This window comes from Paraburkholderia sp. UYCP14C, from assembly GCF_004197395.1.
Taxonomy (GTDB): domain Bacteria; phylum Pseudomonadota; class Gammaproteobacteria; order Burkholderiales; family Burkholderiaceae; genus Paraburkholderia.
Genome location: NZ_SELS01000061.1, coordinates 33,295 through 45,866, shown reverse-complemented (window position 1 = coordinate 45,866; position 12,572 = coordinate 33,295). Strand labels below are relative to the sequence as shown.

The 12,572-nt window shown below is 59.9% G+C and carries 13 protein-coding genes and 3 pseudogenes; 10 read left to right on the top strand and 6 right to left on the bottom strand.

Features of this window, described 5'->3' with window-relative positions; translation table 11 throughout:
• Positions 1-151 precede the first annotated feature (151 nt).
• Positions 152-577: a hypothetical protein gene (locus EVC45_RS35900; RefSeq protein ID WP_129962876.1), complete on the bottom strand. Its 426-nt coding sequence runs from the start codon at positions 575-577 to the stop codon at positions 152-154.
• Between the two features lie 485 nt (positions 578-1,062).
• Here EVC45_RS35900 and EVC45_RS47135 point away from each other — a divergent pair.
• From EVC45_RS47135 to EVC45_RS35890, 3 genes and pseudogenes are all read left to right on the top strand, one after another.
• Positions 1,063-1,254, top strand: a pseudogene (locus EVC45_RS47135) (IS110 family transposase); the annotation flags it as partial.
• 964 nt (positions 1,255-2,218) lie between these two features.
• Positions 2,219-2,522 (top strand): annotated as a pseudogene (locus tag EVC45_RS35895) (integrase); the annotation flags it as partial.
• Positions 2,523-2,913: 391 nt separating this feature from the next.
• Entirely contained in the window at positions 2,914-3,378 is a 465-nt protein-coding gene (locus EVC45_RS35890) for a hypothetical protein (RefSeq protein ID WP_129962875.1), read from the top strand.
• 499 nt (positions 3,379-3,877) lie between these two features.
• Here EVC45_RS35890 and EVC45_RS35885 read toward each other — a convergent pair.
• The 4 genes and pseudogenes from EVC45_RS35885 to EVC45_RS35870 all read right to left on the bottom strand — a co-directional run.
• Positions 3,878-4,348, bottom strand: a pseudogene (locus EVC45_RS35885) (IS110 family transposase); the annotation flags it as partial.
• 1 nt (position 4,349) lies between these two features.
• Entirely contained in the window at positions 4,350-5,189 is an 840-nt protein-coding gene (gene ppk2 / locus EVC45_RS35880) for a polyphosphate kinase 2 (RefSeq protein WP_129962873.1), read from the bottom strand.
• 177 nt (positions 5,190-5,366) lie between these two features.
• Entirely contained in the window at positions 5,367-5,678 is a 312-nt protein-coding gene (locus EVC45_RS35875; protein WP_248295391.1) for a YHS domain-containing protein, read from the bottom strand.
• On the bottom strand, positions 5,675-5,953 hold the full coding sequence (locus EVC45_RS35870) for a DUF5676 family membrane protein (protein WP_129962872.1): 279 nt from the start codon (positions 5,951-5,953) through the stop codon (positions 5,675-5,677). Before EVC45_RS35870 ends, EVC45_RS35875 begins: the two co-directional genes overlap by 4 nt.
• Positions 5,954-6,267: 314 nt before the next feature.
• On the opposite strand from EVC45_RS35870, the gene EVC45_RS35865 reads away from it, so the two are divergent.
• The 7 genes from EVC45_RS35865 to EVC45_RS35835 all read left to right on the top strand — a co-directional run bounded on the left by EVC45_RS35865 (position 6,268) and on the right by EVC45_RS35835 (position 11,765).
• Entirely contained in the window at positions 6,268-6,897 is a 630-nt protein-coding gene (locus EVC45_RS35865) for a LemA family protein (protein ID WP_129962871.1), read from the top strand.
• Complete coding sequence (locus EVC45_RS35860; RefSeq protein ID WP_129962870.1) at positions 6,894-7,754, top strand: YgcG family protein; 861 nt, start codon at positions 6,894-6,896, stop codon at positions 7,752-7,754. The genes EVC45_RS35865 and EVC45_RS35860 overlap by 4 nt, the downstream gene beginning before the upstream one ends.
• Positions 7,755-7,756: 2 nt before the next feature.
• Entirely contained in the window at positions 7,757-8,254 is a 498-nt protein-coding gene (locus EVC45_RS35855; RefSeq protein WP_129962869.1) for a TPM domain-containing protein, read from the top strand.
• Between the two features lie 151 nt (positions 8,255-8,405).
• Positions 8,406-8,675: a DUF2933 domain-containing protein gene (locus EVC45_RS35850; RefSeq protein ID WP_129962868.1), complete on the top strand. Its 270-nt coding sequence runs from the start codon at positions 8,406-8,408 to the stop codon at positions 8,673-8,675.
• A 27-nt stretch (positions 8,676-8,702) separates the two neighbouring features.
• A complete protein-coding gene (locus EVC45_RS35845) occupies positions 8,703-9,377 on the top strand; it encodes an isoprenylcysteine carboxylmethyltransferase family protein (protein WP_129962867.1) in 675 nt (224 codons plus the stop codon).
• Between the two features lie 14 nt (positions 9,378-9,391).
• Positions 9,392-11,293, top strand: a complete 1,902-nt coding sequence (gene ftsH / locus EVC45_RS35840) for an ATP-dependent zinc metalloprotease FtsH (protein WP_129962866.1) — start codon at positions 9,392-9,394, stop codon at positions 11,291-11,293.
• A gap of 22 nt (positions 11,294-11,315) precedes the next feature.
• Positions 11,316-11,765 carry a hypothetical protein gene (locus tag EVC45_RS35835; RefSeq protein ID WP_129962865.1) on the top strand — a complete coding sequence of 150 codons (450 nt, stop codon included), beginning with the start codon at positions 11,316-11,318 and terminating at the stop codon, positions 11,763-11,765.
• Between the two features lie 458 nt (positions 11,766-12,223).
• Here the strand turns inward: EVC45_RS35835 and EVC45_RS48040 are convergent, their stop codons facing one another.
• Positions 12,224-12,484, bottom strand: a complete 261-nt coding sequence (locus EVC45_RS48040) for a YHS domain-containing protein (RefSeq protein ID WP_373683110.1) — start codon at positions 12,482-12,484, stop codon at positions 12,224-12,226.
• Positions 12,485-12,572 lie beyond the last annotated feature (88 nt).

Sequence of the window (12,572 nt, the reverse complement as noted above, 5' to 3'; positions counted from 1 at the left end):
CGAAGCCCGTCAGGAAAGGCTGATGAAGCTGGCCGCCTGAGCTGCAAAAGCTTGTCCAGACAACCGGAGCCGATACACTCAAAAAATGGCATAAAGCCTGCTGCCCGCGAGGAAGGCCGGGCGCGCGGTCTTGCTCGACCCTGATCGTTCATCAATCGATGAGCCACGCTGGTGCTCCTTTGACTGTCGCGAAGAGGAGAAACAGCAGGGCGATCGCGAGAAGGGGGACACCATAGAGCGCCACCGGGAAAAACAGCGCGAGTTGGAGGATCGATCCGCCCGCGCCATACGACACGTTTGTGTCTCGAATGTTTTCGTAGATCAGCCAGACGACCGCCGCAAGGCCCATTGTCATGAGGACCACGCCGCCCGACGTCGGCTCATGATGCAGGAAGGCTATGCCCCACGCGATGTAGCCCCACCAGAGCAGATTGATGCCAATGGCCGCAAGCCAGAATCCGCGTGCGGTGAAAAAGCGGTAGCCGAACCGGCGCCGGCAGTGACGGCTGAAGAGCTGGATGCCCCTGGCAATTCCGGCGACAGTGCCAAGGATAATCGCAAGTTTTAGAAACTCCATGGAATGTTCTCCCGGATATTTAATGCGATCGTATTGCTTGCTTGCGCCGTTCAGTAGACCTGGCGGGTAGCAAGGGCGAGATGAAGTGGTCGTTCTTTTCAAGAATAGATGACCATGCCGCGACCGCAACAATCCCTATTTATGATCATTTTCTGAATCGTTGCTTGTCAATTTTCCTTGCCGGAGCTGAACTTTTATCAGCAACGAAACTGCTTGAACTTACCCCGAAAAACGAATCCTTAGCTGTGCGTTAAACTCAAATAAGGAGAGTCAAAAAGATGAGCAGACAACGCGGGCGCGCTACACGCTGAATTCAAGCTGGAAGCGGTTTGGCTGGTCAACGCCCGTTAGAGCGCTGCGAGGGTGGGCGCCCGCGACCGACGGACTGCGCAATCTGACGGGCCGTGTCGATGACGACGGCACCGCGCCGATCTGGGCGATCACGTCGACTGTGAGCGGCAATGGCGATCTGGAGCCGATTCGCGCAGTGCGCACGAAGCGTCATGCTCCAAATCGAGCGGCGCACCGATCGACTGAGCACCTAGGTTCGCGCCCTGCTCACGCGACGTCATTCCGACGTGGTGGCTTGTGCGTTGGCCAATAAATTGGCGAGGATCGCCTGGGCCATCCCCGCCAAAGGCACACACTACCAAGGCGAACAGGCTGTAGCAGCCTGACGCCGCCACGTCGCTCATATCGTCCGTACCAAGTCACTCCTGGTTTTGCGACGCGAGACACGTGAAGACATAAACGGCTCAACGGCCGGGCAAGTAACCTGTCAATGAAAACAGCACTCCGATGCTGCGGCTTTTTTGAGGCTTGTCCGGCGCGGCTCTCATCATGGGGCGGGAACAAGTTTCCATCACGACCCCGGATAGATTTACGCTAGCCCAATTTATGTCAACACCGACTCGCCTGCCAAGGTCAGGCTGACCATAGATTTTCGTTTGCCTCAAACATCGACCGCCGCTGTTCGCCAAAAGCCAACAGGTGGGACGGCTCCGTTTGTCCGGGCCGAACTAGGCGCGTAGCCAGATCGAACTTGCTAGCCAATAAATTCCTTGGAATCTCCGATTTATCCCATTCGATTCATGGACTTATCGGTATGGAATCACTGCTCTAGCATCCATTGGCACGCCGGTCGCATAAGGTGTCGCGAGCGCCCCTACCTCGATCGCCCAACAAGTTTTTGGCGATAACATGCGCAGCCCGATCATCAAAGCGCCGACCAACGTCAATGCTCCCGTGAACGTTGATCTGACGAACATCAACAAGACGGTGAACAAGTACAGCAGCTACGGCTACCCCGTGCTGTACTAATCGGCTTCCGGCAGCAAGAGGAAAGGGACGGGAGTTTGTTTCCTTCTACTGTCTCTGAGCCAGCCTTGGTCGACGCCGAGATGGCTCAGAGAGAGGTCCGCTTCTCCGGCGCGGCCTCTCTCCTTAGAGATGGGTCGGCCCACTTCGGTGGGCCTCTTTTTGGTGCGCCGAGCATGCGCAACAGCGTGGGGGTGCGAGTCCCCTGTCCAACCTGATGGTGGTGAAGGACTAGCGAAACGCAAGAGCGTCGTCGGGAGGCGGAGTCTGAAGGAAGCGTGTAGCAAAGCCACGACCTGACGAACAGAAACCAGATGCGAGGCCTATCTGGTCCCCAGCTGTAGAGGGGCTTCCCTTGTCGAACATGGCGATGTTGATTCTACTGAGACGCATGTCGCGGCATGGGATCATGGTCCATGGATTCCGGTCGACGTTCCGCGACTGGATCGCCGAATGCAAGGAATACCCGAATTCGCTAGCGGAAGAAGCTCTGGCGCACATCATCACTCCGCAGACGGTGGCGGCCTATCGGCGTCGCGACCAGCTTGAACGGCGGCGCCTGATGATGGAAGACTGGGGCGCGTACTGCGCCGGTGACAATCCGCATGCCGCCTCAATCAGGTCGGCAACCCCGCGGACGTTTGCAGCGTACGCTGACACCGTTTTCGTATCGACATCGTGTATAACGTTCTCGCTGAAACGTTGGTCCGCTTCGCTTGCCCCGCACAAGAGAAACGGGCCGTTTGTCACGGAATGGAAAGCCGTACTTCATCTAAGTATTGAGACGGGGAGGCAAAGAAAGGTGGCGGCGCGCATCGATAACAAAGACAATCCGACAATCGAGACAACCGCAGATGAACTGGCGGGCGTGTCGGTGCTGTGGTGATCCGGGACCGATTGGCATAACCCGATTCTGCGGCGGCCAACGTGGGACGGCCCGTGCGCAGGCGTAATGTGCGCTTCCGGGGGCAGACAAATGCTTTTGCGCGACGGACGCACGCATCGCGAGGAGAAGGAGAATGCTAATTCCCAAGTCTGACCGGCGAATCCGAAGTCAGTTCCTTCTGCATGCGTGGCTGCTCGCGGCCGTGGGCGTCGCAATGATGCTTGTCGGCATCTATTTCATTTTTGCGCGCCCCCCCTTGCTGCCCGAAGACGTGCGTTATTTGGCTGTGTCGACTGCGCAGTTGCAGGCTGCCGTGCCCCGCCTTATGCTGTGGCTCCGATGGGTCTTCACGGTTCTTGGTGGATACATTGCCGCCACGGGCGTTCTCTTCGTACACCTTGCTGCGGGTGCCTTCGCCGACAGAAAGCGATATGCAATTGTGGTGGCCGCGGTGGCCGGCGCTCTTTCGATCGGCATGATGAGCGTTGTCAATCTCATCATTGACTCGGATTCCAAGCAGGCCCTTCTGGTCCTCACTGCAATATGGGGTGTCGCGCTTGTCTGCGCGTGCCACCGGAAGGGGGCCGCCGTCCGTTGATTTGAGTGATTCGTTTCGGGAGCCGTCAAGATTCGGACGTTTACGTATGCCAACGATACCGTCGCGATGAAATCCCAGGCAAGACATGCAGAGTCGGCTAACTCGGCTCATTCGCGCTGTCACACTCAATCGCCCGAATTTTCTTACGCCTTACGCGCGCGATCGCGAAGCAAGACAAATTCGATACTTGAGGCAGAATTGGGATAGGGGCGGCCCTCGCGCCCCGACCCCTCCGACATACACGGACGCCCCCGTTTTGCAACGCCTTCGTGAACGATCGGCCGGCGGGTTGAGATTGCGGCCATACATCCGGACTGTTGAGGAGGCGACAGCAACGCCTCTGTCCCTGATGGAATCTGCTGATCGGGCTCTAATCACCACCTCGCGCTCGAAGCGCCTGTGGGAAGGCAGAGTATTCCGATCCCGGTCGAACCTATCTTGCCATCACGTCACGATTGCCCAAGCAACCTCCTGAGGGCCTTAACTGAACCCGATCGGATTACCCGGCGTCCGTGGACGGCGCGTAATCCGACCGGAACGCAGTGCCTTGCGTGAGCAGAGCCCAGGCAATGCGCGCGTTCCTGTTGGCGACTGCCACCACGGCGACGTTCTTGTGACGGCGCGTCAGCAGGCGTCGAAGCCAGCCCGAGAACGCATCATCCTTGTTGACGCAATATCGGACGACAGCCCGCGCTCCGTGCACCATCAACGTACGCAAGTAGGTATCGCCGCGCTTCGTGATGCCCAGCAGCGTTGGCTTGCCTCCACTCGAATGCTGTCGTGGTACGAGGCCTAGCCAGACCGCCGGTTGCCGGGCGTTGCTGAAGGATCTGGCGTCGCCGATTGACGCAACCAGGGCACTGGCTGTGATCGGACCGATGCCAGGAATCGCCGCCAGCCTGCGGCTGGCATCATTCGCGTGATGCCAGGCTTTGATCTGCGTCTCGAGCTCTTCGACCTTGAGCGACAAGCTACCTGGCTAGCACATCGTCGATGGATTCCGGGTTGAACTCGAAGACCACAGTCGGATCCGGCTGCGCCAGATTTTCATCCTTGTCGCAGTAGTCAAGTCTGGACAGTATGTGGCGAATCAGATTCAGGCGTGCCCGCTTCTTGTCATCGGCATGGATAATGTGCCATGGCGCAAGAGGTGTATGAGTGCGCAATAACATGGCGTTGCGGGCTTTGGAATAGGCCTTCCAGTATTTTACGGCGACTTCGTCGATCGGACTGATCTTCCATTGTTTGAGCGGGTCGTGTCTACGTGCCTCGAGGCGTCTCGACTGCTCGCGCCTTGTGATATCCAGGTAGTACTTGAGTAACCTGATGCCTGACTCGACCAGCATGGCCTCGAACTGCGGAACCGACCGCAAAAATTCCTCATGTTGTTCAGGGGTACAGAAGCCCATTACATGCTCCACGCCGGCCCGGTTGTACCAGCTCCGGTTGAAGAGTACGAGCTCCTCGGCGACGGGTAGATGCGGCACGTAGCGCTGGAAGTACCATGCGCCGAGATCTCGATCCGAGGGACGGCCAAGTGCCACGACCCGAGTCTCGCGTGGACTCAGGTGTTCGACGACACGCTTGATCGCCCCGTCCTTTCCGGCTGCGTCCCGGCCCTCGAGCAGAACGAGAATCTTGTCGCGACAGCCGATGAAGTGGCGCTGCAGCTTCACGAGTTCCACCTGCAAGAGGTGCAACTGCAGTTCGTATTCGTCGTGCGGGATGCTCTCTCGCGTGTGGGACGGACTATCTTCGTCGGAGTCAGACCGACGGGACGATGCAGTCACATGCACTTGCTTGCTGCTCATGACAACACACTCCAGTCGCGAGATGCAGGCGACCCGAGCCGGCGTGTCCCTGGTCCATCAGGGTTGCATCCGAGCGTGGGCTTTCGCGGCATTGCCGTGCAGACAGGAGCCTCATGCTTGGGGCTGGCCATTAGCCAACTGCGGGACGGCCGTGACGAGCTGTCTTCATTCACGACGTCAACATCCGTGATGGTGTCGATGCATGCCGCCGCCGGCAAACTTCTGCGGATCGCTGTTGAACTCCGCCCGTGACTCTTCAGACTCGAAGTAGTACGTGCGTCCATCGAATATCGAGGTAAGCGCGTGAGTGCGGTCGACAGAGTGTCCGTTGACCGGGTCGCGTGGAGAGCCTGCTTCTTGGGAAGGATGCTCGTGAGGTTCTCGACGATGTCCGCCCATGCCGCAACTCATGCCGCCGCGTCGCATCAGAACGAGGACGCCAAGTGCGAGCACGATCCACAACCAGTTTTGTGTTAGCCATGCCATCATGCTTCTCCACGATATAACACGTTGCAAACCCAGGCGAAAAGCGTCCCCACGGCAAATCCCCACACCACGAACACGACAAACGGGTAGACAAACATACTCAGTGAGAAAGGCACGCCGGTATCGAGCTTGCGGAAGTCGAGGCCGTGAAACAGTGCATTCAGGAAGTCAATACCGAGCGCGGGCCACGTCGCATATAGCGCGGCACAGACCGTGTAGCCGGTCGCGAGGGTCAACGCAAGGGCAACCCCCAATTTCCAGTATGGCTTCATGTTCATGATCGGCTCCAGCACAGTCTGCGGCGCATCAATTAGGGCGCAGATTGCCTTCATTACACCCACATCGTAGCGCCGCAGAACGGGCATAGATTGATTGAGATCAAGTGGCAATACAGACGAAATCGTTGGCCTCCAAGACACTTCTTTGAGCTACGTCAAGTGATGCTGATGCTGCGGCTTGCAGCATCGAGAGCATGGCGGTGGCAATCGTGCATCGCCGGATAGGCAGCCCGGGCAGCGTGGCGTGATCGGCAGGACATGGGCGCCCGGCGCAGTATTGGGAGTCGGCATTTGCGCGACAGGGACGGTACAAAATGCGAAATATCGGGTTCATCGTGACAATGCTGGCGCTGCTGACCCTTTCTGGCTGTGGCTATAACCGCATCCAGGCGGAGGATGAACAGGTCAAGGCAAGCTGGTCGGAAGTCGTCAACCAGTACCAGCGCCGTGCGGATCTCGTGCCGAACCTGGTCAACACGGTGAAAGGCTACGCCCAGCAGGAGCGGGACGTATTGACACGCGTCACCGAGGCGCGCGCGCGGGTGGGCGCGATACAGGTGACTCCGGAGGTGCTCGACAATCCGGAAGAGTTCGCGAAGTTTCAGGCCGCACAGGCGCAGTTGACCACCTCGCTTTCGCGCCTTCTGGTTGTCTCCGAAAATTATCCTCAGCTGAAGTCCGACGCCAACTTCAGGGATCTGCAGGCGCAGCTGGAAGGTACCGAAAACCGCATTGCCGTCGCGCGGAACCGGTACATCAAGGCTGTCCAGGAATACAACACAAGCGTTCGCTCGTTTCCGGATGACCTCACCGCCATGGCGTTTGGGTATAAGGAGAAACCGAATTTCTCCGTCGCCAACGAAGCGGAAATCGCCAGACCTCCACGCGTCGAGTTCGGCACGACGCAAGAGGGGCGTCCGGCGGCTGCGGGAGCCACCAATTGAACGTGCTGGAGAAAGTCTCATTGGCGCTGATTGCAGCGTTCGCGCTATGCGTGACGTTGCAGGCATGCGCTGAGGTCGTGGTACCGCCTTTGACGGCGCGTGTGACGGACCAGACGGGCACGCTCACCGCTGGGCAGGTGGGCGAGCTGGAGCAGACGCTGCAGGCTTTCGAGAACAGAAAAGGCACCCAGATCGCAGTGCTGATCGTTTCGACGACCGGCGAAGAGACGATTGAGCAGTACTCGCTGAGGGTCGTTGAGCAATGGAAACTCGGACGCAAGCAAGTGGACGACGGAGCGCTTCTCATCGTGGCGAAGGACGACCGTGCCTTACGCATCGAGGTCGGCTATGGTCTTGAGGGTGCGCTCAACGATGCCACCAGTAACCGGATCATCCGCGAAATCATCGTGCCGCGATTCAAGCAAGGCAATTTCTATGACGGTATTGCGGCGGGCGTGGACCAGATGATCCGGGTCGCCGACGGTGAACCGTTGCCGCCCCCGCAGACCCGTGCACGCGGTGGCTCTCCGGACGTCTGGAAGCTCGCCCCGGTGATTTTCATGCTCGCGGTCGCGCTTGCCGGTGTTCTGCGTTCTGCCTTCGGCAGATTGCCAGGCTCGGTGATCGCGGGTGGCGGGGCGGCACTGATCGCATGGCTGCTGGTCACCGGGATTGCCGTAGTCGTGGCTGCAGGCGTGATCGCATTCCTGTTCACGCTCTTTGGCACTGGCATGGGCGCATACGTCGGGACGTATGGCATCGGCCACCATCGCGGCGGCTTTGGAAGAGGCGGGCGCGGAGGGTTTGGCGGCGGCGGTGGCAGCTTCGGTGGCGGCGGCGCATCGGGCAGGTGGTGAGCATGGACATCAGGCGAATCGTCAGGCACCTCGTTACGACCCACTGGATGGTCGGGCGTGCGTTTCCGCCCCACACTCGCGCAGCAATCGGGCAGGCAATCAAGGCCTGCGATGCCGGTCACGCCGGCGCAGTCTGCTTTGCGGTTGAAGGCGCGCTTCACAGCGCAGCGCTCTTGCGCGGGCAGTCCGCACGCGAACGCGCGATCGAAGTGTTCTCGCAATTGCGGGTCTGGGATACCGGGCACAACAACGGCGTGCTGATCTACGTGCTGCTCGCCGATCACGCTGTCGAAATCGTTGCGGACCGGGGCGTCCACGAAAAGGTCGGGGAACCCGGGTGGCGGGCGATCTGCATATCAATGGAGGTCGCGTTTCGCCACGGCGCCTATCGCGACGGCGCGGTGAAAGGGATACAGGCAGTGGCTCAACACCTGACGAAACACTATCCGGTCATTGGACCGAATCGCGACGAACTGCCTGACGCGCCGGTGATCCTGTAGCCCCGTGCACGTGTCGGTCCGGGACGTCTGTACACGCTGCGGCGCCGGATCCATGGTGCTTGACATGGATCAACAGTGGCGTTTCGCGTGCGCGTAACCTGGGATGGACGAAGCCGGACGCACTCAAATCCCACAACCTGTGGAGACGACAATGGAACATGGCAACCACGATCACAAGGCGAGCGGCTTCGGGTTGCCGCGCGCCAACATCGTGCTGATCGGGTTCATCGCAATCGGCGGCTTTTATCTGGTGACGGAACATCGCGCGCATCTTTTGGGCTGGCTACCATTTCTGCTTATCCTCGCGTGTCCCCTGATGCACCTGTTCATGCATCACGGGCATGAACATGGAGATTCGGGTGAGTCCATCGACAAAGACGAAGCGGGACAGAACCGGAATACCGGTACCCATCATCATTGACGACAGTGTTCGCTCCTGGAGTTCCACATGCACGACAATCCTCCCGCCTACGGCCTGTGGTTGCTGGTTATCGTCAATTCGGCCTTTTTCATCTTCTTTGCCTTTACCTTCTTCAAGCCGAAGACCAAACGGGACTGGCGCTCGCTCGGCGCGTTCTCGGCTTTCATCGTGGCGCTCTTTACAGAGATGTATGGATTTCCGCTGACGATTTACCTGCTGTCGGGCTGGTTGCAAACGCGCTATCCACAGGTCGACTGGTTCTCCCACGACGCGGGGCACCTGCTCGAAGAGATGGTCGGCTGGCGAGCCAACCCGCACTTTGGCCCGTTTCATCTGTTGAGCTTTGTATTCATCGGTGGCGGCTTCTGGCTCATTGCAGCCGGCTGGCAAGTGCTGTACCGCGCGCAACGCACTCATGTCATCGCCACGACGGGTATCTATGCCTGGATGCGCCACCCGCAATATGTAGGCTTCGTGCTGGTCATGTTCGGCTTCCTGCTGCAATGGCCGACGCTGCTCACGCTCGCCATGTTTCCTGTGCTCGTATTCATGTACACGCGGCTCGCGCGTGCGGAGGAACGGGAATCCATCGCTGAGTTTGGTGACGCTTACCGTCGCTATATGGACGAGGTGCCGGCTTTCATCCCCCGCTTCGGCACGCATCACGGCGGCCCCACACGTGGTCCGGCCGGGAGGAACTGAAAAGGAGCCGGATCATGGAATTCAAACGCGAACACCAGATCAATCTCCTCTATGTTCTCGCCGCGATGATCGGGGTGCTGGTAATCCAGAGCCTGATATCTCAACCCGATCACGTCCGGACGATCCCGTACAGCGAGTTTCAGCAGCTTGCGAGCCGGGGCAAGGTGATGGACCTCGTTGTTGGCCCCACCCGGATCACGGGGAGCTACAAGGACGCGCCAAAGGGCGCGCCGCAACACTTTTCGACGCTGCGGGTCGATCCCGCGCTTGCGCAATCGTTGTCCAGCGAGAAGCTGACGTTCTCCGGCGAGCCGGAGCCGGGCATGTGGCCGACCATACTCGGCTGGCTGATGCCCACCATTGGCTTTGTGCTCGTGTGGATGTTCCTGATCCGCCCGATGTCGATGGGTCCCGGCGCGGACGGCATGATGTCGATCGGCAAGAGCAAGGCAAAGATCTACGTCGAGAAGGACACCAGCGTAACATTCGCGGACGTCGCCGGTGTGGATGAGGCGAAGGAGGAGCTCAGGGAGGTCGTGTCGTTTCTCAAGGATCCCCGCAGCTATGGCCGCCTGGGCGCGCGCGTGCCCAAAGGCGTGTTGCTGGTTGGTCCCCCGGGCACCGGGAAGACGCTGCTGGCGCGCGCGGTGGCGGGTGAGGCGGGCGTGGCATTCTTTTCGATTTCCGGCTCCGAGTTTGTCGAGATGTTCGTTGGTGTAGGAGCCGCGCGCGTGCGTGATCTGTTCGACCAGGCACACAAACATGCGCCGGCCATCGTATTTATCGACGAATTAGACTCTCTTGGCCGCGCACGGGGAAGCATGTTTCCGGGCGGCGGCGGTCACGATGAGAAGGAACAGACGCTGAACCAGTTGCTTGCCGAACTCGACGGCTTTGACCCTTCCGTCGGCGTCGTGCTGCTCGCGGCGACCAACCGGCCCGAGATTCTCGACCCCGCACTGCTGCGGGCAGGCCGGTTTGACCGGCAGGTGCTTGTCGACCGGCCGGACAAGAAGGGGCGTTCTGAAATCCTCGAAGTCCACCTGAAGAAGATCAAGCTCGCGTCCGGCGTGCCGGTCGCAGACATCGCCGCGCTCACGCCAGGTTTCTCAGGCGCCGATCTGGCGAACCTGGTCAACGAGGCGGCGATCCTGGCGACCCGCCGCAACGCCAACAGCGTATCGCTGGAGGACTTCACGCAGGCCATCGAGCGGATCGTAGCTGGCCTCGAGAAGCGCAACCGGCTGCTGATCCCGCACGAACGTGAGGTGGTGGCGCACCACGAGATGGGACACGCGCTGGTCGCGATGGCACTGCCCGGTGTTGATCCGGTCCAGAAAATATCGATCATCCCGCGGGGCATTGCCGCCCTTGGCTACACAATGCAACGCCCGATCGAGGATCGTTTCCTGATGGACCGGGGCGAACTGATGAACCGCATGATTGTGCTGCTTGGCGGTCGGGCGGCGGAACGGCTGGTCTTCGCGGAAGTATCAACGGGGGCCGCCGACGATCTCGCCAAAGCGACAGGCATCGCGCGAAGCATGGTGGCGCGTTTCGGCATGGATCCCACGCTCGGGCAGGTTACCTACGAGCCGGAGACCAGCTCAGCGCTCGGCATGTCCACCGACGCGGAGTGGCGTCCGCGCCAGTATGGCGAACAGACGGCAACGGCCATTGATATGGCAGTGCGCGAGCTGATCGACACCGCTTTCGAGCGAGCCTTGTCGATCCTGCAGGCGAACCGTGTATTGCTTGACGAGGCGGCAAAGGATCTGCTCGCGAAAGAGACCCTGTCCGGCGACGATCTTCAGGCGCTGGCGGCAAGGCTAGGCGGCAAAGGCGCAGTCGTGGCAGCACTTCAATTCGGCGCGTCTGACGCTGTCGAAGCCAGTAGCGGGGCAACCGCTGGATGACGACGGGACAGGGGGCAATCAGATGAAGGCGCTCATCTTCCTGATGGCGTTGCTGGCAACGGCAGTCGCCGCTGGTCAGGGCAATGCGGGCCAGCACCTGTTGATCGGCGATACCGACGTGTACTACGGCCTCACTTCATCGGCAGCGGTCGGCGCTCACGACGCATCTCACCCAGAGGCATCGATGCACGGAGGAGTGTCAGGAAACCGGCACAAGTATCATCTCGTCGTCGCGCTTTTCGATCATTTGACACAGGAGCGCATTTCGGACGCCAGCGTGACCGCAGCAGTCCGGGAGATCGGCTTGGGCGAAACGCGCCGCAAACTCGAGCCGATGGGCAGCGGGGACACGATCAGCTATGGAGCGTACTTCGAAATGAGCGGCGCCGGCCCCTATCGTGTCAAGCTCAATGTGCGCCGGCCGGACCGGCCTGGAACGGTCTCGGGCGAGTTCGAATACCGGTTGCAGTAGATTGCCGGCGCAGTAACTGACGATACGGCACAGCACAAGCATGCACATGGCACGGCACGCAGCGGTTCGCTGCCGCGCGCCAGCGCGGGTAGCACAACTGGGGAGAATGGGCCTTGAGCAGGCAGCAGAGCCGATACGGCGGACCATCTTCTGATCGCGGCGTCGCAACTGCGCGAAGGCAATCGTTCGTGAGCGCGAGGCCCATCCAGCGGACACTGCGATGGCAGGTATTTTGCCCCCTGCTGCTCGCCATGTTCTCGATTGCCGTGGGGTATGGCTTCCTGTTGCCAATTCTGCCGCCGTACTGGTACGGATCGCGGCAACGGCGGATCCAGCAACCTTGTCGCGGCACACCGGTCTGCTCACTGGGACCTATACGCTGTCGCTTTTTCGGCCTGTAGAGGCGCCGTCAGGGGCGTAACGCGTCGAAACGTGACCGGTGCCGTGTGAGTGCGTCGTCAGCATCCGTGATGCCGTGCATGCTCGGAGGAAGAGTCTTGCGGTTTCACGTATTGACTTGGGTTCGCCAGGAATTTTTCGTGGCACGACGCGGAACAGAAATGGTAGGTCTGCTCATGAACGACCTCCGTTGCTGCCGCTTTTTCCGTATCGATCTGCATGCCGCAGACCGGATCAGTGGTTCTCTTCTTCGCTAGCTCCTTTCGCTTCAGTCGATTTCCGATGCCTTTGAAGACTCTTTGATGACGGGGGGCATGCAAATGACCTGACTAACTGTGGCGTCAAAGCGGGTGCGACTGTTTGATCTGGGCTAACGATTTGCGTCAGGGCAGTGAGAACGAAAGCACG

Bases quoted from the DNA above. Each gene is read 5' to 3' on its own strand.
- EVC45_RS35900 (WP_129962876.1), bottom strand. From the start codon at position 577: ATGGAGTTTCTAAAACTTGCGATTATCCTTGGCACTGTCGCCGGAATT.
- EVC45_RS35890 (WP_129962875.1), top strand. From the start codon at position 2,914: ATGCTAATTCCCAAGTCTGACCGGCGAATCCGAAGTCAGTTCCTTCTG.
- ppk2 (WP_129962873.1), bottom strand. From the start codon at position 5,189: ATGAGCAGCAAGCAAGTGCATGTGACTGCATCGTCCCGTCGGTCTGAC.
- EVC45_RS35875 (WP_248295391.1), bottom strand. From the start codon at position 5,678: ATGATGGCATGGCTAACACAAAACTGGTTGTGGATCGTGCTCGCACTT.
- EVC45_RS35870 (WP_129962872.1), bottom strand. From the start codon at position 5,953: ATGAACATGAAGCCATACTGGAAATTGGGGGTTGCCCTTGCGTTGACC.
- EVC45_RS35865 (WP_129962871.1), top strand. From the start codon at position 6,268: ATGCGAAATATCGGGTTCATCGTGACAATGCTGGCGCTGCTGACCCTT.
- EVC45_RS35855 (WP_129962869.1), top strand. From the start codon at position 7,757: ATGGACATCAGGCGAATCGTCAGGCACCTCGTTACGACCCACTGGATG.
- EVC45_RS35850 (WP_129962868.1), top strand. From the start codon at position 8,406: ATGGAACATGGCAACCACGATCACAAGGCGAGCGGCTTCGGGTTGCCG.
- EVC45_RS35845 (WP_129962867.1), top strand. From the start codon at position 8,703: ATGCACGACAATCCTCCCGCCTACGGCCTGTGGTTGCTGGTTATCGTC.
- ftsH (WP_129962866.1), top strand. From the start codon at position 9,392: ATGGAATTCAAACGCGAACACCAGATCAATCTCCTCTATGTTCTCGCC.
- EVC45_RS35835 (WP_129962865.1), top strand. From the start codon at position 11,316: ATGAAGGCGCTCATCTTCCTGATGGCGTTGCTGGCAACGGCAGTCGCC.